Raw genomic sequence first — 24,530 nt, 5'->3', positions numbered from 1 at the left:
AGCAGGAGAGGAAGCTGTGATCTTCAAACGGATGCTGGGCGCCTTCGGTGTCGGAGGTCCCTCGGTGGACACGGTCCTGTCCACCCCGCGCGTGCAGCCCGGTGGGGCGCTGCACGGCGAGGTGCGCATCAAGGGGGGTGACTTCGACGCCGAGATCGAGTACGTCGCGCTCGGGCTGGTCGCCCGGGCCGAGTCCGAGCGCGGCGAAGGAGAGCACGTCGGGCTGCTGGAGTTCCACCACGCCACGGTCTCCGGGCCGTTCTCCCTGCGCACCGGACAGGACAGGGTGATCCCCTTCCAGATCCCGGTTCCTTGGGAGGCGCCGATCTCCGAGATCGGTGGGCAGCACCTGCACGGCATGGCCCTGGGGGTGCGCACCGAGCTGGCCATCGCCGCCGCGGTGGACAAGGGCGACCTGGACCCGCTGGTGGTCGAGCCGCTGCCCTCCCAGGAGGCGGTGCTGCGGGCCTTCTCCCAGCTCGGGTTCCACTTCAAGAGCGCCGACCTGGAGATGGGCCACATCCGTGGCGTCCACCAGCAGCTCCCCTTCTACCAGGAGATCGAGTTCTATCCGCCGCCCGCGTACTCGGGGCGGATCAACGAGGTCGAGCTGACCTTCGTCACCAACCCCGGCGGCATCGACATCATCCTGGAGGCCGACAAGCGCTCCGGTGGTTACAGCCACGGCGGCGACGTCTACGCCCACTGGCAGACCGACCATCACGGGGCGCCGCACCGCGACTGGGCCGCGGAGATCAACGGCTGGCTCGCCGGTCTGGCCCAGGGCGGTCACGGCGCTTTCCAGTCCGGTCACCATGACCCGTACGGTCACCACGACCCCTATGCCCATGGGGGCCACGGAGGATACGGAGGGCACCATGGGGACCATCACCATGGCGGTCACCACGGCGGTCACCATGGTGGCGGGCCCGGGTGGGGCACGGTCGCGGCGGCCGGGGCGGCCGGTGTGGTGGGCGGCTTCGTCGCCGGTGAGATCGTCGAGGAGATCTTCGAGGGTGACGACGAGGGCGACGACGACTGATAGGTCCGGTCATCACGTGGTTCTGGCCGTTCGACCTTCACGCCTGGTCTCCGGTGATTCCGCAGCTCGGCCACCGGACGGTTCTGAACAGTTCTCAGATGGCTCGGTTGCCTGAACGGTGAAACGAACGTGGCCCCCGCCCGATGTGGGTGGGGGCCACGTTCGTTCTCGTGGAGGGCGGCTACGGGCGGCGCCTGCCGTACTGGCCCGCTGCCAAAGCGACGCCGACGGCGGCCAGGGCGATCTGGATGATCAGTTCGATCCAGTCGATCCCTCGGGTGCTGGCCACGCCGAGCACGGTCGCGATGGCCGTGCCGATCAGCGCGGCGATGATGCCGATCACGATGGTGAGCCAGATCGGGATGTTCTGTCGGCCGGGGACGACGAGCCGTCCGAGGACTCCGACCACGAGACCGACGATGAGGGCGGAGATTATGCCGGTCACTGCCATGGTGCGCACACTCCTGTGAGGCTGCCTCCGACCGGGGGTGGGAGGCGGTCAACCTGACACCGCGTTCAACGGCCGGACACCCCGCCGTGGTTCCCGGTGCTCTGAAGCGCCGCCGCGCGGGGCGGCGGCGCTTCAGAAGGTCATCAGGAATTCGTAGACGTTCAGCAGCGTCATCAGGATCCACAGCGCGACGGCGGGAAACCGGGTGTGTCTCCGCCAGAGACCACCCCCGCCAGGCAGAACCACGATGTTCTTCTCCCTCGATCGCGGCCCCCCTCCTACTCTGCCCGATGCGACCGGGGTTCGGGGTTAACGTTCCGCAAAGCCACGCCGTGTTCCTTCCCGTCCGTGTCCGCCCGCCGAGAACGATTTCCTGGGCCTAGCGTGTGCTCCGTCCCTCGCCGGTACGCTCGGGATATGATCCGCGGCCTTTTGAACGTCTATGACCAGCAGATGCGCGGTGTCCCTCCCAGGCCCGCGGCCGGTGTCTCCCATGAGAAGGACGGCCCGGTGCTGCGGGTCGTCGGCGAGCATCGGGGTCTGGTGACCGGCCCCCGTGACCTGGGGATCGAGGGCGCGGCGCTGGACAAACTGATCGCCAGGCAGCGCGACTTCTTCGCGGCGCGCGGTGAGGCGGTCGAGTGGAAGACCCGGGGGCACGACCACCCGGAGGACATCGTGGAACGGCTGGTCAAGGCCGGTTTCCAGGCCGAGGAGACCGAGACGGTCATGATCGGCCTGGTTGCCGAGACCGCGGCCGAGCCGGTTCTGCCCGCCGGGGTCGTCCTGCGGGAGGTCCACAGCCTCGCCGACCTGCGGCGCATCGCCGCGATGGAGTCCCAGGTGTGGGAGACCGACATGGGGTGGCTTGTCGACGACCTCGCGGCACGGCTGGCCGCCGCGCCGGACGACCTGACCGTGCTGGTCGCCGAGGCCGACGGGCAGGTGGTCTCCGCGGCGTGGCTGGCCTACCGGCCGGGCACGGAGTTCGCCTCACTTTGGGGTGGTTCGACGCTGGCCTCCTGGCGGGGCAAGGGCATCTACCGGGCGCTGGTCGCGGAGCGGGCGCGCAGGGCGGCCTCGCGTGGGGTGCGCTATCTCCAGGTGGACGCCTCCGACGAGAGCAGGCCGATCCTGACCCGGCTCGGTTTCCACGCCGTGACCACGACCACCCCCTACGTCTGGGCTCCCTGACGCCGGTCAGCGGAAGATCGCCGAGAGCACCTCGCGGGCGATCAGTCTGTGGCCGGTCGCGGCGGGGTGGTCGCCGTCCTCGGCGAGCAGGGCGGTGTCGTCGCCACCGTTCTTGAAGGGCGTGTAGAGGTCCACGTACCGGGCGCCCGCGGCGTCGGCCGACGCGGCGAGGGTCGCGTTGACCGCGCGGGTGAGGCTGTCGCTGTTGGTCACGTAGGCCGTTCCCTCGGCCCGTGCCATGGCACCGTCCATGAAGACGTTCCAGTAGCCGGTGACGAGGACGCGGGTCTCACGGCGGGGTCGCAGGGCGCGCACCCTGGCGAGGATGGCGTCCATGTTGGCGCGTAGCCGTACCAGATCGTCGTGGTAGCAGGCCAGGTCGTTGCCGGGGCCGCAGGCGTCGTCGGTGACCGTGCCGCTGTCGAAGTCGTTGGCGCCGATCGTGATGATCGTCAGGTCGGCGGCGAGCAGGGTTCGCCTGGTCGTGTCGTCGTCGAGCTGGTCGAGCAGTCCCCGGGTGGTGAGCCCCGCGGCCGCGAGGTTCTCGGTGGCGACGCCGGTGCCCTGCCGGGTGGCCAGGGCGTCGCCGACCAGGGAGACGTAGGGGTCGCAGTCGCAGGCGGACCCCGCGGGCACCGAGTCCCCGAGCCCGACGACGGTCCGCACCACGTTCTTCTCCTGCTTCTCCTTGACGACCGTACGGCTGACCGCCGTGGCCCGCACCGGGGCGGTGGTGGGGAGGTCGAGCGTGAGGCCGAGCAGGACGATCAGGAGAAGGAGGGCCGTCCGCGCGGTCCTTCGGGGATGGGGATCGTCCGTGGTCATGTCGCTCTTGTCAGGAGGAGACACCCGGCCATGCTGCACCATTTCGGTGGACAAATGAGCAAATATCCGGGTTTTTCGGGGGAAACGGGAACGGGACACCCCGTTCTTCGGAGACCCACTGTAGGGCCGTGCCGAGCACCGAGCCCCGGATGTCGTAGATCCCACACCGCCCCGGCGACCCCCGGCTCTCGGGAGAGCCGGTGACTTTCCTCACCTTCTGCTTACTCCCTGTTAAATCACCCCAGCTCAGGCCGTACGGCACGGCAGAGGCCGGTGAAGTTGGCATAACGCTTGCCTGTGAACCATCTCCCGTGTTCTCCGCTTACTCCACGACCATGGAACGCTCTGGACAAAGCGAACAGTGAGTATCGGATGGAGACCAAGGTGTCATCGGGTAACGCGGGATCGACGTGGCGTCTCCGCGGCCGGGCGATCGCCTCGGCCGCCGCGATCGTCGCGGTGACGCTGGTCGCGGCCGGCTGCTCCTCCGGCGACGACGGTGGGGCGACCCCCGACGCGCAGCGCTTCAGCGCCTCGCCCCAGGCGGCCAGTGAGATCGCCACGCCGCCCTCGGTCGATCCCGACTGGCCACGTTGGGGCTTCACCCACACCGGGATCAGCGCCAACAACGTCACCCAGCGGTTCGAACAGGACGTGAGCCAGGCGCTCTCCCCGATTCCGATGCTGCAGAACCAGCACATCATGGGCTTCGGCGCGCTCAACCCCGAGCCGCATCCCGGGGACTACTACTGGGAGGACCTCGACAGCCGGACGAACCTCATGCGGCAGTCCGGTGGCACACCCGTCATCACGCTGTGCTGCGCGCCCGACTGGATGAAGGGCGGCCCCCAGGGACCGACGGAGGAGTCGGCCTGGGCCGAGCACCTTGAGGACGCCCCCTACCCCGAGCACTTCGACGACTTCGCGAAACTGTCCGCGGCCGTCGCCGACCGGTATCGCGACGTCAAGTACTTCATGGTCTGGAACGAGCTCAAGGGATTCTGGAAGGACCACTCGAAGCCCGCCGACTACAAGGGCTACACGGAGCTGTACAACAAGGTCTACGACGCGGTGAAGAAGGTCAGGCCCGACGCCAAGATAGGCGGGCCGTACATCGGGTTCGACACCAACCGCGAGGGCACCTCCGAGCTGCGCGGGTCGTGGGGGGTCGTCAACCAGAACGTCCTGGACGCCTTCACCTACTGGTTCGAGAACAAGAAGGGCGCCGACTTCGTCGTAGTCGACGGCGCCTCGCTGACCGACGCCCACGAGCTGCTGCCCGACGCCTTCGGCGCGCTGGGCAAGTTCAGCGCGGTCACCTCCTGGCTGCGGAAGAAGACCGGGGACATGCCGATCTGGTGGTCGGAGTGGTACTTCGTCCCCGAGGACGGCACCGCGTGGCCCGCTGCCAAGCGGCTCGCCGTACAGGCCGCCTCGATGATCGAGTTCGCCAGGAGCGGCGCGGCGACCGCGCTGTACTGGAACCCGCAGGCCAAGAGCGGTGCCTGTGACGGCTGCATGTGGGACCCGAAGACCGGCGCCCTGCTGCCGACCGGCAAGCTGGTCAGCGGCTTCGCCAAATGGTTCCCCGCCGACGCCAAGCTTGAGGACGTCACCTCCTCCAACCCCGCGATCCGGGTGCTGGCCCAGCCCGAACAACTGGTGATGGTCAACACCACCGAGAAGAAGATCGACGCCACCGTGGACGGCAAGAAGGTCACCCTCCAGCCCCACGAGGTCAGGTGGAGCGCCCGCTAAAACGGATCTCCTCGTCCCGAGGAAGAAAGCCAGGGATTGCAGCGGGTCGAGCGTGAGACCTGTCTCGGCGATGAATCCGTTGACAGGTCGGAATGGTACCGCATGGGTTTGCGCTGGCTGGCGAGCTGGTCCATGTCGCTGACGGTGAACAGCTTGGTGCGCAATGCCGGCCAAACGCCTCGGCCAGATTGAGATCGGGCGCGTACGGCGACAGCCGGTGAACTCGCGGCCAGTCCTCGTGTGCGGCGATCCGCTCGCGCATCGGGATGCTGACGTGCTTGGGCACTTTGCCCCAGACTTCGCCCAGTTGGGCATGAGCGGCACTCAGTAGGGTTTGGAAGGTCTCCTCACTGAAGCCCTTGGGTTCGTTCGCGCGGCAGTGGTAGGTGAGCGTGCGGCGGGCTCAGCCGGGTGCGCTATCCAGGTTTGACACAGATTAGCGAGGCGATCGAGACCCGAGCCGCAGTAGGACACCGGCCGCCTCGGAGTGTGTCCCGTGCGGGCTCAAGTGTGGCCTTTGAGCGGTCTCAGGCATGGCCGGACTCGTCGGCGAAGACGTGCCAGAGCCCTAGGTTTTGCCAGCCGCCCCCGCCTGACCCGGGTGGCCACGCGGGCCTCATCACGGCGGATCGCTCGGTGCGCCGAGATCTGGAACGACCAGCCCAGCCGCTTGAGCGGGTTGGACATCCGCGTGGGATATAGGGATGTGGAACATGTCGGGGATCAGCATCGCGATGCGCAGAGTGATCCAGCACGGGGCGTCCCAGCCGTGCGCGGCCGCGCCCCCGTCCAGCAGTGCCCGTAGTCGGCCCAGTTGCTTGTCGGTGGGTTTGCAGCCGGTCCCGGCACCCTTGGAAATCAGCGCGTCCTTGCCACTGTGTTTCTACAGCGCACGCTATTCGTCGGCAGATTTACGGATGATGCCCAGGAGGTGGGTAGTCACGGAGAGGTGATCTTCTCGGCGAACATGTCAGCGATGCCTGGAACCCTAGCTCCTGGCGCTGCTCCCGTTCTGCTGTCGATGGCCCCACTTCTGTGGAGAATCTCATCCCTCAAGCCTGCCACCAGGGAAAGTCTGACTCAGAAAGGAGCTGGCGTTACACCACGCTCGCATTTCTTGACCGACAGAACACTATATGTCCAGAGATTTTCGAACCAACGCAAGTGGGATCACAGAAATGGTGCATCACTTACAGAAAGGCCATGCCTCAGATTTTTCTATCCAGGTAGGATTTTGGCCATTTATCATTCCTTTTATTATTCCTTTCGAATAAGAATTCCAGGCATACACCCTCTTGTAAGGCGAACAGAGGTTTTCGCCATCCAAGCCATCGGTATACAGGGCAGACACAAGGAGGGGCGAGTCGCTTTCTTTGGGGACGGCCTGAATGTAGGTTTTTCCGTTGATGATTAACTTGAACTGGTATCTGTATTCACATGATTGTGTGCGCGTGCGTGCGGCCATTCGAAACGTGACCTGTTCATCCTGGGCGAGGGTGTACTTGTGGTCGGCAAAATAATCACCTCGAAAGGAAGGTAGATCTCTGCCGTCCATCTCAATATACTGAGCGTATGGTGTTGGTTTTTCCAGATCAAAGCCCAATTTAACCGGATCCACGCTTCCCTGCGGGGCTCCATAGAGTAGAGTCCCGCTCCAAGGCGCGGAGCACTTTTTCTGCGCTTGAATACCGATAATTCTGACGCCTTTTGGATGATTTCCTTCCAGCTCTATCTCGACAGTCGCCATTTCTGCTTCCACTGCACCCAGCTTCCGCATTATCGCTTCACCGCCCTCGCTTTCCAACCCTCCTGCCGCCTCGATCTCCTTATTGACCTGAGCTAGTTGGGGTCGATCGAGAGCCGTTTTCATCACCCATGTGTGATCATCAAAGCGTTGCACGGGAGTCACTTTGGTTACGCGCAGTGGCTCTCCCGAGGGTGTCGGGGAGACAGGGGCCGATGGAGCAGGCGTTGTCTCAGGTGTGCCACCATCTAGGCCGAGCAGCTTTTCACCGTAGCCTTGCACGAACGCGAAGACCAGACCCACAAGGCTGGTCGCGATCGTTGCGGGCAAGCCCCACTTCTCCCACCAGGGCTTGGTGGCGCGGGTACTGCGTGGAGACTTCTTCTTCGTGCGCGCCATAGGGCCTCACTCGACAAGTCGTCCTTGGCCGGGGACTATCAATATAGCAAGCCTGCCTGGAGAAGGCTGCCCAAAACTGATAGTAGTGCGTGCGAGTCGACTCGTTTCCTTGCTGTGCGTAACGGGTGTTTCTGCCTGTGCGGCAAGTCTGCCTTCCCTCCTCATGATGGCGGCGAGTTAGACAGGCGAAGCCAATTTTTGGATGCTATTGCAATAAGCTCGACTGCCGGGCAAGAACTCTCCGCCAGAGAGATGCTTTCCTCTAAGCTGGGCACCAGCGAAGAAAGCACAGCTAAGCGAGATTTCAAACATTGACATCTCGACGAAGAACGAGTCGATGAATCGGCCGCCCCGAGCCTTTGACCTCACCCGGCTGCCCGCGCAGGACTAAGACCCGGTACATCAGCCGAGCACGCACCACCCGGTCACCGCTACCCGTCCATACCCTCTGCCTGTCACCCTCGCCACCGGAGTGCGATCGCACGGCGCCCAGCCGGTCGTTCTGGGCGTCCTCAGGTTCTACCTAAACTCGTCTTCCCAATACAGTCAGGCGCCCATGTCAAGCGCCGCCTCTTTTATCACCGGCCATTGCTCGGCGGCCCACGACTCGATCACCCCCTCGCCGCACTCAACAGCCCGCCGCGCCGGGAAGCGATTGGCCGACGTCCGGCTCATTCGAAACTACCGCGCCACCTCCAGTTCAGGCACTCCTTGCGCGAACGACTCTGCGGTTTCAAATCCCGCCTGGCACGGTCCGCGGCGGTCAGCCTGCCGCCCTTGGAATACCTCATGCTTCGGAATAGTCGATCTCCATAAGCCATCACCGGCCGCCCCTGGTACACCGGCCTTTTCAACGACATGCCGTACAGGGTCATCCGAGGCGGGTCGGTGGGGTGTGGACCTGTTGGAAGATCACCGAGGTCTTGAAGCCGACGATCTCGCGGCGTTTGCTGAGGCGGTCCAGCAGGAAGGCGTGCAGGTGGTCGAGGTCCTGGACGGCGACGTGGAGCAGGAAGTCCTCGTCCCCCGCCACGACGAAGACGCTGAGCACCTCGGGCAGGGCCGCCGCCGTGCGCTGGAAGGTGTCGATGACCTCCCGGCTCGGCGGGCGCACCCGGACGGAGATCATCGCCTGGGTGCCCCGGTTGAGCGCGGCCGGGTCGATGTCGGCGTGGTAGCCACGGATGACGCCGCGCCGGGTGAGGGAGCGGACCCGCTCCAGACAGGTTGAGGGGGCGACGCCGAGCTGTCTGGCCAGTTCCCTGTTCGACTGCCGCGCATCCGTCTGGAGAAGACGGACTATCTCCGAATCAAGTTCGTCCATCCCTCGATCATCGCGCGTTTTCCGGCCGAACGTTCGGTGACGACGCTGATCAACCGTGCACATGACTAGTTTCTGGCGCTATGACAGGACACAGGCTTGGCGCCTGGCAGGGAACGGCGTTGCTGGTCGGAGCGGTTCTCGGGCCGGGGATGCTGGTGCTCCCCCACCTCGCGGCCGTCTCGGCGGGACCCGCCTCGGTGCTGGCGTGGGCCGGGCTGCTCGCGCTGAGCGTGCCGGTCGCGGCCACGTTCGCGGCGTTGGGCACGCTTCGCCCCGGCGGCGGCGGGGTCGCGGCGTTCGTGCGACCGGTGTTCGGGCCACGGGCCGAGGCGGTGGTCGGCTGGTGGTTCTACGGCGCGGTTCCCCTGGGCACGCTGGCCGGGGCACTCGTCGGCGGCAGATACGTGGCGGCGAGTCTCGGGGGTGGCTCCGGCCTGGCGAACGCTGTGGCGGGAGCGCTGCTCGCGGGGGCGTTCGCGGCCAACGCGGCGGGGCTGCGGGTCTCGGGACGGCTGCAGCTCGTCATGGTGCTGACGCTGGTCGGGCTGCTGGCGGTCGCCGTCGTGGTCGCCGCCCCCTCGGTCTCGACCACCCACTTCACCCCTTTCGCCCCGTACGGCATGGCCGGGGTCGCCGACGCGGCCGGGGTGCTGCTGTTCGCGGTCGTCGGCTGGGAGGCGGCCAGCCACCTGTCGGGTGAGTTCGCCGACCGGCGGCGCGGTCTCGTCCGGGCGACCCGGATCACGCTGGCCGTGGTCGCGGTGCTGTATCTAGGCGTGGCGGTCGTGGCCACGGGCACCGGCGCCACGGGGAGCCCGGTGCCGCTGACGGCCCTGCTGGAGACGGGAGTCGGACCCGTGGCGCGGCCGGTCACCGGGGTGCTCGCGCTGCTGCTGACGTTCGGCGCGGTCAACACCTACATCGCGGGAGCCGCCCGCCTCGGTGCCGCCCTGGCCGCCGAGGGCGCGCTGCCACGCCGCTTCGCCGACCCGGCCGGTGGGGTACGGCGGAGCCTGGCGCTGCTGGGCGCGTTGACGGGTGGGGTCGCGGCCGTGGCGCTGGTTTCCGGGCTGGACGTCGATCCGTTGATGCGGGCCACCTCCGCGTGTCTGGCGGCGGTGACGACGGCGGGCACCGCCGCCGCGATCCCGACGCTCACCGGGAGCCGCCGGGCGGTCGCCGTCACGGCGACGGTCTTCTCGGGGGTGGCCACGGCGTTCTGCGGGTGGTATCTCCTGGTCCCGCTCACCCTGGCCCTGGCGGCGCTCGCCGTACTCGGACTGCGGGTTCGCGTGGCGACGACCTAGGGTGGGTCTTCGCCGTTGCGAGGATCGTCCAGGTGGACGCGCCGCCTAAGCGACTGCCCCAGGCGTAGAACACGCCTAGGGCAGTTCGCGGGAGGTGGAGGCGAGGACGCGTTCCTGGGCGCGGGCTCCGCGTTCCTCGGTACGGCGGCGGCCACCCGGCAGGGCTCCGAGCACGCGGTAGCGGAGGGTGTTTCCGACGAACGCGAGGACGAGCGCCCAGGGCAGGCGCACCGGAAGCCCGAGGTCACGCATGCCGGACAGGCCGAGGAACGCGGTGAGCATGCTCAGGGTGCGGGCACGCTCGTAGCGCTGGTGCAGGCGCTCGACCAGGGCGTTCCGGTGGCCGAAGGCGCGCATGCGCTGGGTCTCGACCGCCGCGCGGGCCAGGGTCCGTCCCGCCTCCGTCTGGCCTCCCGCGGACAGCAGGATGTGGTAGTTCAGCCGGTGCCGCACGCTCTCCACGTCCGTGAGGAAGTCCGGCGCGACGCCCATCAGCCAGCCGACGTAGCGCCACAGGTGCATGAGGTCGTCGCGCTGCCGACGGCTGAGGGGCACGCCGAGCCCGAGGCAGCCCAGGATCACGGTGCTGTCGAAGAGGCCGAGCGTTCCCGCCTGGTCGGACTGGTTGATCGGCAGTCCCCAGCGCCCGCTGTCCCAGCTCGGCTCGAAGCGTGCGTTGACCAGGGCGTGCATCGCCCGCACGTGGACGGTCAGCCGCCAGCCCTCGGCGCCGGGGCGCAGGCCACCGGCCCTGGTGACCTCGTGGGTCCACTTCTGGGTCTCGGCAAGGCGCCCGAGCGTGTTCTCTCCGCCGAGACCGTCGGTGAGCACGAGGAGGTCGGCCGGTCCGCCGAAGCGGTAGCCCCCGATCAGCGACAGTTGCAGGAGCACGTCGTTCGCGTTGCTCCCGAGATAGCGGAAGGCCGCGGCCCCCCGCTCGACCCGTTCCCAGTCCACCCATCCGGGCACCGTGGTCAGCTCGGCCATGAACCGTTCGAGCGCCGGGGGCAGGTCGTCGGCCAGGTGGGGCGCGTCGCGCAGGGCGGCGGCCACCTGTCGGTGGGAGACCCGGCCGGGGTCGCCGGGCGGAAGGCGCATCGCCCCGGCCAGGGCTGCACCGAGTTCGTCGCGTTCCATCAGGGCGGCGCGGAGCCGTTCCATGAGCGACTCGTCGATCTCGGGGCTGACGTGGGCGAGCCGGAGCAGGGGGCGGGAGATGGCCCGGCCGCGCCGCTCGGCCTCCCGGAAGCGGGTGGGGGCCATACCTCCATTCATAATGCGAGAAATCACCCGCACAAAATCCGCATATATCCGGAAAGCGCCTCAGCAGGATCGATCCGCTGAACCGGTCTGGGATCACGAGGCCTTCGCCCACCCGGCCCTGTCCGTGGCCGGGGAGGGCGACTGCGGCTAGCCGCGCTTGGGCCAGATGGGGCCCTGGTCGGTCCAGACGACACCCCTGTTGTGGCAGAGGCAGAAGGGGTGGCCCACGGGGTCGGTGTAGACGCGCCAGCCGTAGCCGTCGGAGCCGATGGAGTCCTGCTGCAGGGACGCGCCGAGGGCCAGGACGCGGCTCTGCTCGGCCTCGATGTCGTCGACTTCGAAGTCGAGGTGGAACTGCTTGGGGTGCTCGCTGTCGGGCCACCGTGGGGCGCGGTAGTCCTCCACCCGGATGAAGGCCAGCTCGATCTCACCGAACCGAATACCGGCCCAGCTCTCGTCGCTGCCCTCCTTGACCGGGTGACCCGTCACCTCGGAGTAGAAGGCCGCCAATTTCATCGTGTCCGGGCAGTCGATGATGAAGTCGGTGAGTCGCAGCATCCCGCGATCCTGTCACAAGATCAAAAGCCGGACTTTGAGGCAGACACTAAGGCAGGGGTTCGGCGAAGGCCCAGTGTTCGACGAGTTGGCCGTCGCGGACGCGGACCATGTCCATTCCGTGGATCTCGAAGCGCTCGCCGGTCGGGGTCTGGCCGAAGAAGTCTCCGGTGTGGGTGCCTCGGATCGTGTAGCGGTTGGCGACCCATTCGCCGTTCTCCACGCTGTGTTCGGTGACCACCTCCAGGTCGGGGCAGCCGGTCAGCATGTGCTCCCACTTGCGTCGCCAGTCCTCCCGGCTGACGTGCCTGCCCTGGTCGAGCGAGTCGGATGCGATACGGCGCAGGCCCGCGTCCAGGTCGTTGTCCTCGCGGGCCGCGATGATCGCCCTCACCACGGCCGCAGGTCCCTCGGTCATCCGCTCTCCCTCATAAATGGGGACATGTCCCCGTTTCCATGGAAAGGAAGATACGGGGACTCGTCCCCGGTTGGCAACTAGGATGGGGAGGTGACTTCTCGACCTCCGCGTAGGGCGGACGCGCAGCGCAACTACGATCGCCTGCTGGCCGCCGCGGAGACCGTGCTCAACGCGCAGGGGGCGGGCGCCTCACTCGACGACATCGCCAAGGTCGCCGGAGTCGGCAACGCCACCCTGTACCGGCATTTCCCGACTAGGGAGAAGCTGATCGAGGCCGTCTACGACCGACGGATCCGGGCGCTGTGCGACGCCACGGAGAAGTGGGCGGCGGCGGGGCGGCCCGGCGAGGCCCTGGTCGGCTGGCTGCGCGAGGTGGTCGTCCACATCACCGAGAGCCGGGTGCTCGGCGAGGCGTTCATGGCCGCCTACCAGGGACCGGCCGACGCCGAGCCGCCGCAGATCACGGCCTGGCACCGGTCCGTGCGCGAGGCCGCCGCCCCGCTGCTGGCGGCGGCCCAGGAGGCGGGAGCCGTACGGCCCGGCCTCGGTGTGGCGGAGTTGGTGGCGCTCACCACCGCCGTGGCCCGCGCGGGAACCCCGGAGCAGGCGGCCGGTTTCCTCGACCTCCTGCTCGAAGGGATCGTCCCGCGATGAGCGGGCCGGGGCTCAGCGGGGGCGGTTGGCGTCGGGTGTTCCCGCGGGGCCGATCGGGACCGGCGACAGCGGGGTGAACAGCTGCGTCATCAGGCTCCCGGCCGTGACGGCCTCGCTCTCCGAGGGGGCGGTGATCGTCACCCTGGTTCCCCAGGCGCGGTAGCGGGTGTCCACCACGGCGTGTTCGGTACGGCGGACCGGCTTGCCCTTCTCCCCCAGGTTCACGGTGGTCTTCTGGCTGGTCTCGGTGACCAGGCGGACGGGGAGCTGGTCGGTGCCGACGAAGAGCCGGTAGGAGAGCTTGCGCACGTCCATCTCCCAGGGCCGCTCGCCGTACAGCTCCCTCCTGGTGATCGTGCCCTGGTACTCCCCGGGTCTGGGGCTGACGGCCTTGGCGATCAGTTTCTTGAGAACCGTCACATTGAGGACGTCCAGGAACTGACTGCCCCGCTGGTCCTCCTCACCCCAGGTGACGTCGCCGCCGAACCTGAGCCAGTCATCGGCTCCCCTGTCCGGCCTCAGGCCGGAGACGTAGGTGTGGCGGCCCACCTTGATCGTGTGGATGGGGGTCCGCAGCCGCTCCAGGTCCTTCTCGGAGAAGAACTTCTCGGCCTCCGGGGAGATCTGGCCCCTGGAGACGAGGTCGTAGTCCGTGTTTCCGGCCCGTCCGAATCCGACCGACCCCGTGGTCTTGACGGAGAAGGTGCCTTTTATCCCCGTGTAGGTGGCCCGGGCGGTCTCCGAGATCAGGACCCCACCTCCCGGGACGAGTTGGGCCTTCACGCTCTCGACGGGACGCGGGACCGGGGCGGCCTGGGCTTGGGCCTGGCCGCTGCCTGCGACGACGGCGGCCGCCGCCGAGGCGGCGACCGCGATGGCGAGACGTCTCATGATATTTCCCCCTGTATCAACAAACAGGGGAAAGATCATCCTGGACTGTGATCACGGGATGATCACGAATACCCGCCCAGGGCCTCCCCGCGAAGGCCCTGGGCGGGTGAGATCAGAAGACCTGCTGGATGACGCTCTCGCCGTCGCCGACGATCTTGCGGAAGCGGCGGGTCAGCTCGATCGCCTCCTCCTTGGAGCGCACCTCGACCAGGGCGAACCCGGCGACGGCCTCCTTGGCCTCCGCGAACGGGCCGTCGGTCACCGTGATCTCGTCGCCGGAGGAGGTCACCCGCACGCCTCCCGGCTCCAGGCCCCCGGTGGCCAGCAGGACGCCCGCCGCCGTCAGCTCCTCGACGAAGGCCGCCATCTCGGCGTAGAGGCGCTCGTCGGGGGCGGCGTCGGTGGGCTTGGTGGTCATCAGGTAACGCATGTCTTACCTCTTCTGTTCGGTGTGCTGTTCCATTCTCCGCCCCTACGTCGAACAACCGATGTGACAGGGAATGGCAGCGTTCCCTGTCACATCGCCCAGACGACGTGTCAGCGAACAAGCCCCGCAGAAAGGCCAAGGACATGACCGCCGTCCAGCTCCCCCGCACCACCGCCTCCACCGCCGCCTCCACCGCCAGCCCCCGCGCCCTGCTCACCTGCCTGGCCGTCGCCTCTCCCCTGTGGGCGGCCGTCTCCCTGGCCCAGGCCGCGACCCGCGAGGGCTTCGACCTGCTCCGCCACCCGCTGAGCGCGCTGAGCACCGGTTCCCTCGGCTGGCTGCAGATCGCCAACTTCCTGCTCGCCGGGGCCCTCACGGTCGCCGGGGCGAGCGGTCTGCGCCGCGCCCTGGAAGGCGGCCCCGGTGGCCGGTGGGCGCCACGCCTGGTCAGGGCCTACGGCCTCGGCATGGTCGCCGCGGGTCTCCTCGTCATGGACCCCGCCGACGGCTTCCCGGTCGGCACGCCGTACGGCATGCCGCAGGTGATGAGCTGGCACAGCTACGGCCACATGGCGGCGGGCACGGTCGCCTTCGGCACGTTGATCGCGGCCTGCTACGTCCTGGGGCACCGCTTCGCCCGCACCGGTGAGCGCGGACTCGCGGTGGCCTCCCGGGTCGCGGGCACGGCCCTGCTGGTCGGTGACCTGTGGGCCATGACGGGTGGTACGGCGGGCTCCCTGACGCTGGCCGTCGGCGCCATCACCGCGATGCTCTGGGTCTCCGTGGTCGCCGTCCGCTGCCGGTGAGAACCACCGGGAGGAGAAACCGCGGCCCACGCGGAAGACATGGGCCGCGGTTTCCGCATTTCCCCGGGCGACCACCTCTGGACCGCCCCCGTGGCACATTGCGAATGTACCCATGAATTGAATTCCGACGTATACGCATTTCTCCTGATATCTAGGGTCGTTTTTGGCATGCATCCTTTGTCGTGTCGCCCGAAGAACCGGCGACGACCGCGGCCTCGGCCCGGGATGTCCCACTGGAGGAGGAGCCATGAAGCCGACCACGAAGATGAAGAAGATCACTGTCCGTCGCGCCGGCGACGTCCGTCTGACCAGCGCCACGTGCTCCTGCCCTTACCCCCAGGCCAACTAGGAGCCACCGGGTAACGGAACGAGGCTGTGCGCACCGGTTGTGCGCACAGCCATCCGGCCGGGCCGTACGGCGGAAAGGTGAGGGTCGTGGACGACGTCAGGATCGCTTTCCACGAGCTGAGCTTCGTCCCCGAGGGGGACGAGGTGGTGGTCGGCAGGGTGGACGCGGACTCCTACGCGGTGCTGCCCGGCGACGGCGCCGCCCTGCTCATGGAGATGGCCCGGGGCATGCCGCCGGAACGCGCAGCGCGGTGGTACGAGGACACCTACGGCGAACAGGTCGACATCGACGAGTTCCTGGAGACGCTGCACGAACTGGGGTTCGTCCGCTCCGACGGCTCTTCGGAAAAGAGCGCTCCCGAAAGACCTCTGCCGCTCCGGTGGCTGGGAGAGGCGGCCTTCTCGCCGCTCGCCTGGGTGCTCTACGGCGCCGTGTTCTGCGTGTGGCTGTTCACCGCCGTGAACAACCGCGACCTGCTGCCCAGCCCCCACCACATCTTCTTCGCCGACTCGCTGCTCGTCGTCCAGTTCGGCATCATCTTCGGGCAGTTGCCGCTGGTCTTCCTGCACGAGGCGTTCCACATGCTCGCCGGGAGGCGGCTCGGGCTGCGCAGCAGGCTCAGCATCAGCAACCGCTACCTGTACATCGTCTTCGAGACCCAGATGAACGGCCTGCTGAGCGTCGAGCGCCGCAAACGCTACCTGCCGTTCCTGGTCGGGATGGTGTGCGACGTCGTCGTCTTCGGCCTGCTCGGGCTGGCCGCGCACCTCACCAGGGCCGACGACGGCACCTTCTCACTGACCGGGCGGGTCTGTCTCGCGCTGGCCTTCACGGTCCTGATGCGCTTCGCCTGGCAGTTCCAGCTCTACCTGCGCACCGACCTCTACTACGTGTTCGCGACCGCGCTCAACTGCCACGACCTGCACAACGCCAGTACGGCACTGCTGCGCAACAGGATCTGGCGGCTGCTGCGGCGTCCCGAACGGCTCGTGGACGAGGAGCAGTGGACCGAGTACGACCGCAGGGTCGGCCGGTGGTACGGCCCCTTCATCAGCCTCGGCATCCTGGCCATGCTGCTCATCACCGTGTTCGGCTCGCTGCCCGTGGCGGTGCAGTACGTCCAGACCGCCCTGCGGAGCATGAGCGGCGGAGTGGGCACCCCCGCCTTCTGGGACGGGGCGCTGGGACTGCTGATCCTCGTGAACTGGTTCGTCACCCCGGCCTATCTCGCCCGGCGCAAGCGCCGCCAGGCCCGTCAGAACAGCGCGCGGACGGTCGCCGAGCCGGTAACCAGCAAGGGAGTGAACTAGAGATGCCTGCCCACCTGAGGATCGTCGGCGAGCGCCGTACCGACCGCTCGCGCCGGGCCACCGAGGAGCCGTACGGCGAGCGCGCCGTCGTCGCCGGGTGCCACCAGCGGCTGCGCGGTCCCTACACGGGCGTGGACACGCTGCTGCGCGCCATGCTCCCCGAGGCGTACGGCCGCTGGCCCGAGCTGGTCGAGCGGCACCGGGTCGAGCTGCTCTACGGCGTCCCCGAGCTGGCGGAGCTGGTCGGGGAGGCGCCGCAGCAGCTCGCCTTCAAGGGGCCGTTCGAGGAGCGCACCCGCTTCTACGGCTCGCAGATGATCCGGTGCATGAACCAGGGCATCGTGACGTTCCTGAACGAGCACGCGCGGCGGCTCGCCGAGGCAGGCGACCCGTCACTCCTGGTGGTGTTCGAGGACGCGCACGCCGCCGAGTCCTCGACGCAGGAGCTGATCGCGCTGCTGCTGCGCAGGGCGGACCCGGAAAGGCTGCGGGTCCTCGTCTGCACGACCTCCACGGCCGCTCTGACGGAGGAGCTCGAAGGGGCGCTGGCCCGCCACGCGCTGAGCGTGCACGCCGTACCCGGCGAGCGCTCCCTCGACGGGCGCTCCGCGGAGGAGCTGGTCAGGGCCCACGTCATGGCCGACGGCATCGGTGACGACCCGGCCGAACTCGCCGCCTACGAGGCGGCGGACCCCGAGTTCGTACGGCGGCTGCACGACCTGCGCGCCGAGGAGCTGTCCGTGGGCGCGGACGTGGGGACCAGGATGGGCGCGATCCCCTACCACCGTGAGCGCGGCGCCGACCCCGGTGGGCTGGGGCGGGAGGCGCTCACCGACGGGCTGCGGATCAGCGCGGAGATCGGCTTCTCCGCGATGACCCTGGACATGGGGCTGCGCGGCAGGGCGGTGACCGACCCGGTCGCCCACCCGGACGACTTCCGCCGCTTCACGGCGCTGGCGGCCAACGCGCTGGTGCCGCTGCACCGCCTTGAGGAGTCGTTCGACCTCTACATGGACCTGCGCAGGCGCTACACCGACCCCAACGCGCACATGATCTCCAGCTACGGCATCGCCATGCTGTACACCCGGTTCTTCTCGCCCCGCGACCACGAGACGGCGCTGGCCTGGCAGAACAACGCGGTGGCCATCGCCGCCCTGCTCCCCGACGCCAGGGAGCGCACCCTGCGCCAGGTGTTCAACGACAACGCGCTCGCGCTCATCGAGATGCACCGGGGCAACCTGGAGCACGGCCTCGACCTCATCCGGGTGGGCATCGAACGGCTCGACGCCATGCTTGAGCCGGACGAGTGGGTGGTGCACCGCTCCCAGCTCCTCTACAACAGGACCCGGCTGCTGGCCGCGCTCGGCCGGGTCGACGAGGCCTACGCCGACTTCACGGTCCTGATCGAGATGGACCCGTACTACACCGACTACCTCTGCGAACGGGCCAAGATCTCCCGCAGGCGGGGTGACCTCGACGCGGCGCTCGCCGACTACGACCGGGCCGTCACCATGGCGCCGCCCTTCCCCGAGCTGTACTACAACCGGGGCACCGCCCGGCTCGACGCGGGTGACGTGGAGGGCGCGCTCGCCGACTTCGACTACGTGCTGGAGATGGAACCGGACGACGTGGCGACCCGGATGCGACGCGCGGAGGTGTTCCTCGGCCTCGGGGACTTCGAGGCGGCGGAGGCCGACGTCGTGGCGGGCCTCGACCTGCGGCCCACCGATCCTGAGCTGCTGTGCATGCGCGGCACGGTCGCCCTGGAGCGCGGCGACGCCGAGCGGGCCGCCCGGCTGCTGGACACCGCGCTCGACGCCGACCCCGGTTACGCGGCGGCGCTGGTCAACCGGGCGGTCGCGCACTTCGAGCTGGGTCACCCACGGGCCGCCGTCGAGGACCTGACCCGGGTGCTCGACCTGCTCGGCCCCGACCCCGACGTACTGCTCAACCGTGGCCTGGCCCACGAGGCGGCGGGCAGCGCCGACCTGGCGCTGCGAGACGTGGAGACCGCGCTCGAACTGCCCGGCGCCGACGTGGCCGAGCTCGAACCCGTTCGGGAGCGGTGCCGGCGGCAGCTCTCCGGGGTGTGACCGGCCGCGCCACCGGCGGGGGTCACGGGGGACCGGCGACGATGCCGAGGCGCTGCGCGAGCAGCACGGCGTTGACCCGGTCGCACACCCCGAGCTTGCGGTAGAGCCGCTCCTGGTGCTTGGTCACCGTACGCGGGGAAAGTCCTAGTTTGCGGGCGATGGCGACCGCGCTCAGGCCCGCGCAGAGCAGGCGCAGCACGTCGTGCTCCCTGGGCGTGAGCCGTACGTCATGGGCGGGCTCCGCGGTCCTGGTGATCGCCGTGTAGGGCCTGACCAGCGTCTCCAGCGCCTCAAGCTGCGCCTCGTCCAGTACGGCCCCGCCGGAGCCGATCAGCCCGGCCAGCCACTCCCCGGCCGAGTCGGGGGTCACGTCCCAGCACCACAGGTCCTCGTGGCGGGTGAACACCCCCAGCTTCGGCCCGTTCCCGGCGAGCTCGCGCGCCAGGTCCTGCCCGCCGTGGGAGGCGGCCCACAGCAGGCGCAGCGTGTCGGCCGCCACGGGGCCTCCCGGCCCTGGATAGTCGCCGTCGCCTCCGGGACCGTCGGTCTCCGTCCGTGCGAGCGCTGACTCGTTCACCGTCATCGTCGCGGCGAGCATGGCGAGCAACATCGAGACCATTCGATGCACCCGTTCTCCTCCTTGCCTGATGAATTGCCTTTGGTGAATGCCCCCCGGTGCTTTTTCCTTCGCCAGAGCTCCACTTCTAACCCAGTTCCGGCCCCCCGGCCATATCGCGGGTTGATTTGGGGGCCAAATGGGGGCCGCGCTTATTCCACCTTCCGTGAAAGGGGTTTGTCCCGAGCCGGGACTCACCACGGACTAATCTGGTTTCCGGTGAATCCCGGTGAGGAGGGCGTTGCGGTGGGGCACGCGGTCGCGACGGCGGTGACGTATGTCTGGCTCGGCATGGTGGTGGCCATCTCGTTCGTCGAGGCGCCGCTGAAGTTCCGCGCCCCCGGGGTGAGCCTCGCGATCGGGCTCGGCATCGGCAGGCTCGTCTTCAGGGCGCTCAACACGGCCGAGGCCGTCTTCGCGGTGGTCGTGCTGGTCACGGTCGTCACGGGGGCCCTGCCGTACGGCGCGGCGGTGGCCGAGGGGGTCGCGATCGTGGCGCTCGGCGCGCAGCTGGCGACGGTACGGCCCCGGCTGACCCGCCGTTCGGACCTGGTGATGGCCGGGCACGAAGCTCCCCGCTCGCACGCGCACCACGCCTACATCGCCCTGGAGGCCGTCAAGGTCGTGGCCCTGCTGACCGCCGGGGTCCTGCTCCTCAGCTGACCGGTCGCCGGATGTCGAGATCGTGGTTCCGGCTCCGTCCCCGGGGACACGACAGCCGTGACGAAGGGGAACCACCATGATCGAACGAATGGACAACGTCAGCATCATCGTCGAGGACCTCGACGCCACCGTCGCGTTCTTCACCGAGCTCGGCATGGAGCTTGAGGGCAGGGCGATGATCGAGGGAGCCTCGGCGGCCCGTGTCGTCGGGCTCGACGACGACATGCGGTCCGAGATCGCGATGATGCGCGTCCCCGGCGGCCACGGCAGGCTTGAGCTAACGAGGTTCCACGCCCCGGCCGTGGTCCGCCCCGAGCCGGAGAGGAGGCCGGTGAACACGCTGGGAGCCCACCGCGTCATGTTCGCCGTCACCGACATCCACGACACCGTCGCCCGGCTGCGGACCCACGGCGCCGAACTCGTCGGCGAGGTGGTGCGCTACGAGGACACCTACCTGCTCTGCTACCTCCGCGGCCCCTCGGGCATCATCGTCGCCCTGGCCGAACAGCTCAACCGAGCAGTCTGAGGATCTCCTCGGCGACCAGGCCGGGTTCGTCCTGGGGGACCATGTGGCCGGAGCGTTCGGCCAGGACGTGACGGCCCATGGGCTGGGCCTCGGCGAGCCTCCTGTGGGCCGCGACCAGTTCCGGGCGGAAGCGCCTCTCCAGCTTGCTCGGGGCGAGCGCGCCGCTGATCACCGTGACGGGGACCGGGGGCAGCGTGATCTCCGAGGCGCGCAGGCGGGCGAAGCCCTCGGGGAGCGCGGCGTACTCGGCGCGGGTGGCGCGCAGCTCGGACGCCCTGGTCATCTCGGCCAGCGCCTCCCGCCGCATCTCTTTGGGGAACAGCGCGAGGATGCGACGCACCTCCTTCGGGACGATCTTTACGCCGAGCCCGGCCAGGCCGATCGTGACCGTCTGCACGGCCAGGGACAGGGCCCGGACGCTGCGCCAGTAGTAGAAGGGCAGGTCCTCGACGGCCTGGTCGATGAGCACGAGCCCGGCGACCCGCCCGGGGTTGGCGGCGGCGTAGGCGCGGAGGATCGGCCCGCCCAGGCTGTGCCCGGCCAGGACGTAACGCTCCTCGCCCAGGTGGTCCAGGAGGCGTCCCAGGTCCTCGACCATGCGTTCCAGGTCGCGGCGGTGCCGGTCGGGGGTGCTGCGGCCGAGCCCAGCCCGGTCGTAGGCGACGACCCGGGTGCGTTCGGCGACCAGGGGCATGACCAGGCCCCACTCGACCCGGGAGGCCCCGAGTCCCGACTCCAGGACGACGACGGGCCGTCCCTCTCCCTGGCTGAACCCCTGGCTGACGTAGTGCAGCCGCCGTCCGTCCGGCAGGGGCGCGTACCCCGGGTCTCCGAAGACGCTAGGCATTGACGTTCTCCTCCCGGACGGGAATCAGATCAGCACGGATCGTACGGGCCGTCGAGGCGATGAGCAGCCCGGCGAGCAGTCCGGGCAGGGCGATCGAGGCCACCGCCCCCGCCGTACCGTACGTTCCCTCGACGGTGCTCAGCAGCGCGGCCCCGGTCAGGCCGCCGATCGCCAGCCCAACCCCGAACAGGCTGGCCATGTAGCTGCGCCCCCCGGGACCGGTGACCGCGATCATGATCAATGTGATCATTGGGACGATCATCGGCGTCAGGACCAGCCCCACGAAGAAGGCCAGCAGGGTCAGGGGCAGCACGGGGGCCGACGCGCCCGCCGCGAAGGCCAGCGCCGAGCAGGCGATGATCCTGGCGGCCACGATCGGCACCCTCCCGGGGTCGGCCTGGAAGATCGCGTCGAGCCTCCGTCCGAAGGCGACAAGCGCGACGATGGCCCCGGCCGAGCAGCACGCCGTGAACAGGCCACGGGCGTCGGTCTCCATGCCCCAGCGTTCCTTGAGGTGGACCGACAGGAACGTCGCGGCCGGAACCAGGAGCATGCCGTAGGCGACGAAGGCCGCGAAGACCCGGCGCAGCGTCCGCGAGCGCAGCGGGTTCCCGCCCGGCGTCACCTCGTCGTGCCGCCCGATCCCCGGGTCGCGCAGCCGCAGCGCCGACAGGCAGCCGAGCAGCGACAGCACCCCGAGCACCGCGTAGACCGCCCGCCAGTCCAGGCCGAACCAGCCGGAAAGCGCCGAGACCGTCAACGGGCTCAGGATCGCCCCGGCGGGCATGGCGGCGCCGTACAGGGCGAGGACTCTTCCCCGGACGGCGGGCGGGTAGATGTCGGCGAGCAGCGGGGAGTGCAGCGCGATCTGGCTGCCGTTGGCCAGCCCGCTGACCAGCAGCAACGCGCCCAGCGTCCAGATGTCCCCGGCGAAGGAGATCGCGAGGGTGGACACGCTCCAGACCAGGCCGGTGACGATGGAGACGAGGGCGCGGATCGGACGGCCCCTGACCACGGTCGCCATCAGGAACGGCGCGACCCCCACGGCCAGGAGTTGGATCGCGAGCAGGGAGGTGAGGGCGCCGGTCGAGACGCCGAACGAGGCGGTGATGTCCGGGGCCAGCACGCTGAGGGCCTGGTTCACGAACGCGTCGGTGATCGCCAGCATGCCGACGGCGACGACGGGATAGAGCCTCATGCGGGCCTCACGACGGGTCGAAGACGATCGGTTTGACCTCGCCACGGCTGTAGAGCGCGGCCTGGCCGGGCATCGCGACGCTCCACGAGCGCATCCCGTCCTTGTCGAGGGCGACGATCCGCAGGCAGGGTCCCCCGGCGAAGGCCGTACCCCCCGCGTAGTAGGTCGAGCGCAGCGACACGTCGAGCCCGATCGCCCCACCCCGGCCCGGCACCCCGGTCGGCAGGCGGTATTCCTCCCCATAGGCCTTGTGGTCCTCGCAGGTCTGGGAGACCGCGTCGAGGAGGTCGCCGTCGTCAGGGATGCGCTCCCGCCAGGCGACCCAGGCCGTGGCGTCCGCCGAGTCCGGGGCGGCGTGACCGTCGAAGGCGAGCAGCCGGTGCAGCAGCCGCCGATGCTCGGGGGGCCAGCCGCTGACCCGCTCCGGTTCGGCGGAGGCGGCCTCACGGAGCCTCGCCTGCCAGTCCCCGGTGTCCGGCCACCTGTCGTCGAGCGCCCAGGCGGTCACCTCCGCCAGGCTCACGGCGAAGGCCCGGGGCAGCAGTTCGGCGAGGCGCCTGCCCCGGCTGGTGTCGCGCCCAGGCTCGTCGTTGAAGACGTCCGGGTGCCAGCGCTCCGGCGCCAGGGCCGCATCGGGGGTGACGGTGTCGGGGGCCGTGTTGCAGTTCTGCAGGTAGCCGGAGGCGGGGTTGACGATCTGCACCAGGTCCTCTGCGGGCCTGACGCCAAGCCAGCCGGTGGCCGAGGTGTTGCCGTCGAGCACCCCGCCGCCCTGCCCCGGGCGTCTGAGCGGCACCCGGCCCGTGCGCTGGTAGAGGCAGTCACCCGAGGCGTCGGCGGCCAGCACGTTCTGCGGCGGGAACGCGCACGCCCCGAGCGCCGCGCGCAGCTCACCCACGTCGCGGGCGCGCACCATCGCCGCGAACTGCCGCTCCGTCTCCCCCGCCCTCCCCATGTACGGCGTGCACACCACGTAGACCGCCTCGGCGTCCCTGGCCAGGACGGGCGCGACGACGCCGTTGTGCACGACGTACTCGTGCCCGTCGTGCCGCAGGACCTCCCTGGGCTCGCCGTCGTGGAGGTAGCGGTCGCCCTGGACGGCGATCTGGTAGGCGTCGGAGACCCTCGGTCCCCCGGTGGTCAGCCCCCAGGCGCAGGTCCGGTTGTGGGCCAGCGGCGGCAGCATGGCCCCCAGGAAGCAGAACCCCGCGTAGTGCAGGTCCCCGGCCCTGACGACCGCCTCGTGCATGGCGAACGCGCCGCCGAAGGGCAGGTGCGGGTCGCTGACCACGAACGTCTCGCCGCTCCCGGTCCGCCACGGCCTGACCACCCAGGCGTTCGAGCCGAGCGGGGCGTAGCCGACGTCCTTCTCCGAGGCCGGGGCGTTCGAGAGCACCCCGGCCGCGCGCAGCGCCTCGACGCCGTCGGTGATGATCCAGAACAGCATGACCATCCGGTTGACGCCGATCGGCAGGGCGGGTTCGAGCGGCGGCGCCCAGTCGGGAACCGCCCCGGGGTTCTCCGCCATCCACGCGCCGACCCCGGCGACGAACGCCTCGTAGCAGGCCCGCAGATCATCCGGCATGGACTCCAGGCCCCGCCTGGCCTCTTCGAGCACCTGCCAACGACGGTGTACGGCGTCGCGCTCCGGATCGCCGGACTCGCCCCGGACCAGGAGGTACTGCCCGAGCACACCGTTCAGGTCGTCCCGCGCCTGCGCGTACCCGAGTCCGAAGTAGGCGGCGGGCTCGGTGGAGGCGTCGATCAGCGGCGTGCCGTACGCGTCCCGGAGAATCCGCACTGAGCCCCAGGAATTGTCCATGCGTCAACCCTGGGTGAAGAATGTCCGAAATTCCTTGGCCGATCGGAC

23 protein-coding genes are annotated in these 24,530 nt (G+C 69.0%); 10 read left to right on the top strand and 13 right to left on the bottom strand.

What is annotated here, in order from left to right:
* Window positions 1-16 precede the first annotated feature (16 nt).
* Window positions 17-1,042 carry a sporulation protein gene (locus FHS44_RS02770; RefSeq protein WP_184712265.1) on the top strand — a complete coding sequence of 342 codons (1,026 nt, stop codon included), beginning with the start codon at window positions 17-19 and terminating at the stop codon, window positions 1,040-1,042.
* A gap of 181 nt (window positions 1,043-1,223) precedes the next feature.
* Here FHS44_RS02770 and FHS44_RS02765 read toward each other — a convergent pair whose 3' ends face one another.
* Entirely contained in the window at window positions 1,224-1,493 is a 270-nt protein-coding gene (locus FHS44_RS02765) for a GlsB/YeaQ/YmgE family stress response membrane protein (RefSeq protein ID WP_184712264.1), read from the bottom strand.
* Between the two features lie 417 nt (window positions 1,494-1,910).
* Between FHS44_RS02765 and FHS44_RS02760 the strand changes: the two genes are divergently transcribed.
* On the top strand, window positions 1,911-2,687 hold the full coding sequence (locus FHS44_RS02760) for a GNAT family N-acetyltransferase (RefSeq protein WP_184712263.1): 777 nt from the start codon (window positions 1,911-1,913) through the stop codon (window positions 2,685-2,687).
* Between the two features lie 6 nt (window positions 2,688-2,693).
* Here the strand turns inward: FHS44_RS02760 and FHS44_RS02755 are convergent, their stop codons facing one another.
* The gene (locus FHS44_RS02755; RefSeq protein ID WP_184712262.1) at window positions 2,694-3,536 is read right to left on the bottom strand and encodes an SGNH/GDSL hydrolase family protein; all 843 of its coding nucleotides are present in this window, start codon (window positions 3,534-3,536) and stop codon (window positions 2,694-2,696) included.
* 360 nt (window positions 3,537-3,896) lie between these two features.
* On the opposite strand from FHS44_RS02755, the gene FHS44_RS02750 reads away from it, so the two are divergent.
* Window positions 3,897-5,270 (top strand): xylan 1,4-beta-xylosidase, encoded by a 1,374-nt coding sequence (locus FHS44_RS02750; RefSeq protein WP_184712261.1) that lies wholly within the window; start codon window positions 3,897-3,899, stop codon window positions 5,268-5,270.
* A 1,186-nt stretch (window positions 5,271-6,456) separates the two neighbouring features.
* Here the strand turns inward: FHS44_RS02750 and FHS44_RS02745 are convergent.
* Window positions 6,457-7,413, bottom strand: a complete 957-nt coding sequence (locus FHS44_RS02745; protein ID WP_184712260.1) for a hypothetical protein — start codon at window positions 7,411-7,413, stop codon at window positions 6,457-6,459.
* A gap of 871 nt (window positions 7,414-8,284) precedes the next feature.
* Complete coding sequence (locus FHS44_RS02740; RefSeq protein ID WP_184712259.1) at window positions 8,285-8,737, bottom strand: Lrp/AsnC family transcriptional regulator; 453 nt, start codon at window positions 8,735-8,737, stop codon at window positions 8,285-8,287.
* 80 nt (window positions 8,738-8,817) lie between these two features.
* Between FHS44_RS02740 and FHS44_RS02735 the strand changes: the two genes are divergently transcribed.
* Window positions 8,818-10,044: an amino acid permease gene (locus FHS44_RS02735; protein WP_184712258.1), complete on the top strand. Its 1,227-nt coding sequence runs from the start codon at window positions 8,818-8,820 to the stop codon at window positions 10,042-10,044.
* Between the two features lie 75 nt (window positions 10,045-10,119).
* Here FHS44_RS02735 and FHS44_RS02730 read toward each other — a convergent pair whose 3' ends face one another.
* From FHS44_RS02730 to FHS44_RS02720, 3 genes are all read right to left on the bottom strand, one after another.
* Complete coding sequence (locus tag FHS44_RS02730) at window positions 10,120-11,307, bottom strand: oxygenase MpaB family protein (protein WP_221460296.1); 1,188 nt, start codon at window positions 11,305-11,307, stop codon at window positions 10,120-10,122.
* 147 nt (window positions 11,308-11,454) lie between these two features.
* Complete coding sequence (locus FHS44_RS02725; protein WP_184712256.1) at window positions 11,455-11,865, bottom strand: VOC family protein; 411 nt, start codon at window positions 11,863-11,865, stop codon at window positions 11,455-11,457.
* A gap of 46 nt (window positions 11,866-11,911) precedes the next feature.
* The gene (locus tag FHS44_RS02720; RefSeq protein ID WP_184712255.1) at window positions 11,912-12,280 is read right to left on the bottom strand and encodes an ester cyclase; all 369 of its coding nucleotides are present in this window, start codon (window positions 12,278-12,280) and stop codon (window positions 11,912-11,914) included.
* Between the two features lie 90 nt (window positions 12,281-12,370).
* On the opposite strand from FHS44_RS02720, the gene FHS44_RS02715 reads away from it, so the two are divergent.
* A complete protein-coding gene (locus FHS44_RS02715) occupies window positions 12,371-12,934 on the top strand; it encodes a TetR/AcrR family transcriptional regulator (RefSeq protein ID WP_184712254.1) in 564 nt (187 codons plus the stop codon).
* Between the two features lie 12 nt (window positions 12,935-12,946).
* Here FHS44_RS02715 and FHS44_RS02710 read toward each other — a convergent pair whose 3' ends face one another.
* Together FHS44_RS02710 and FHS44_RS02705 are read right to left on the bottom strand one after the other, a co-directional pair.
* Window positions 12,947-13,825: a hypothetical protein gene (locus tag FHS44_RS02710; protein ID WP_184712253.1), complete on the bottom strand. Its 879-nt coding sequence runs from the start codon at window positions 13,823-13,825 to the stop codon at window positions 12,947-12,949.
* A 112-nt stretch (window positions 13,826-13,937) separates the two neighbouring features.
* The gene (locus FHS44_RS02705; protein ID WP_184712252.1) at window positions 13,938-14,255 is read right to left on the bottom strand and encodes a YciI family protein; all 318 of its coding nucleotides are present in this window, start codon (window positions 14,253-14,255) and stop codon (window positions 13,938-13,940) included.
* A 104-nt stretch (window positions 14,256-14,359) separates the two neighbouring features.
* On the opposite strand from FHS44_RS02705, the gene FHS44_RS02700 reads away from it, so the two are divergent.
* From FHS44_RS02700 to FHS44_RS02690, 3 genes are all read left to right on the top strand, one after another.
* Window positions 14,360-15,058 (top strand): DUF998 domain-containing protein, encoded by a 699-nt coding sequence (locus tag FHS44_RS02700; RefSeq protein WP_312863510.1) that lies wholly within the window; start codon window positions 14,360-14,362, stop codon window positions 15,056-15,058.
* Window positions 15,059-15,493: 435 nt separating this feature from the next.
* Entirely contained in the window at window positions 15,494-16,717 is a 1,224-nt protein-coding gene (locus tag FHS44_RS02695; protein ID WP_184712251.1) for a hypothetical protein, read from the top strand.
* Window positions 16,718-16,719: 2 nt separating this feature from the next.
* The gene (locus FHS44_RS02690) at window positions 16,720-18,810 is read left to right on the top strand and encodes a tetratricopeptide repeat protein (RefSeq protein WP_184712250.1); all 2,091 of its coding nucleotides are present in this window, start codon (window positions 16,720-16,722) and stop codon (window positions 18,808-18,810) included.
* Between the two features lie 22 nt (window positions 18,811-18,832).
* Here the strand turns inward: FHS44_RS02690 and FHS44_RS02685 are convergent, their stop codons facing one another.
* Complete coding sequence (locus FHS44_RS02685) at window positions 18,833-19,429, bottom strand: response regulator transcription factor (protein ID WP_184713402.1); 597 nt, start codon at window positions 19,427-19,429, stop codon at window positions 18,833-18,835.
* A gap of 216 nt (window positions 19,430-19,645) precedes the next feature.
* Between FHS44_RS02685 and FHS44_RS02680 the strand changes: the two genes are divergently transcribed.
* Together FHS44_RS02680 and FHS44_RS02675 are read left to right on the top strand one after the other, a co-directional pair.
* Complete coding sequence (locus FHS44_RS02680; protein WP_312863509.1) at window positions 19,646-20,089, top strand: hypothetical protein; 444 nt, start codon at window positions 19,646-19,648, stop codon at window positions 20,087-20,089.
* Window positions 20,090-20,177: 88 nt separating this feature from the next.
* Window positions 20,178-20,615, top strand: a complete 438-nt coding sequence (locus FHS44_RS02675; RefSeq protein ID WP_184713400.1) for a VOC family protein — start codon at window positions 20,178-20,180, stop codon at window positions 20,613-20,615.
* On the opposite strand, the gene FHS44_RS02670 is transcribed toward FHS44_RS02675, so the two are convergent.
* Genes FHS44_RS02670 through FHS44_RS02660 form a run of 3 tightly spaced genes read right to left on the bottom strand, consistent with a single transcriptional unit; the run spans window position 20,599 to window position 24,482 of the window.
* A complete protein-coding gene (locus tag FHS44_RS02670; protein WP_184712249.1) occupies window positions 20,599-21,462 on the bottom strand; it encodes an alpha/beta fold hydrolase in 864 nt (287 codons plus the stop codon). The genes FHS44_RS02675 and FHS44_RS02670 overlap by 17 nt on opposite strands.
* On the bottom strand, window positions 21,455-22,660 hold the full coding sequence (locus FHS44_RS02665) for an MFS transporter (RefSeq protein WP_184712248.1): 1,206 nt from the start codon (window positions 22,658-22,660) through the stop codon (window positions 21,455-21,457). The genes FHS44_RS02670 and FHS44_RS02665 overlap by 8 nt, the downstream gene beginning before the upstream one ends.
* A gap of 7 nt (window positions 22,661-22,667) precedes the next feature.
* Entirely contained in the window at window positions 22,668-24,482 is a 1,815-nt protein-coding gene (locus FHS44_RS02660; RefSeq protein WP_184712247.1) for a penicillin acylase family protein, read from the bottom strand.
* Window positions 24,483-24,530 lie beyond the last annotated feature (48 nt).

This window comes from Streptosporangium saharense (assembly GCF_014203715.1).
In the GTDB taxonomy this organism is placed as follows: Bacteria; Actinomycetota; Actinomycetes; order Streptosporangiales; family Streptosporangiaceae; genus Streptosporangium; species Streptosporangium saharense.
This window is presented reverse-complemented; position numbering and strand designations above follow the sequence as displayed.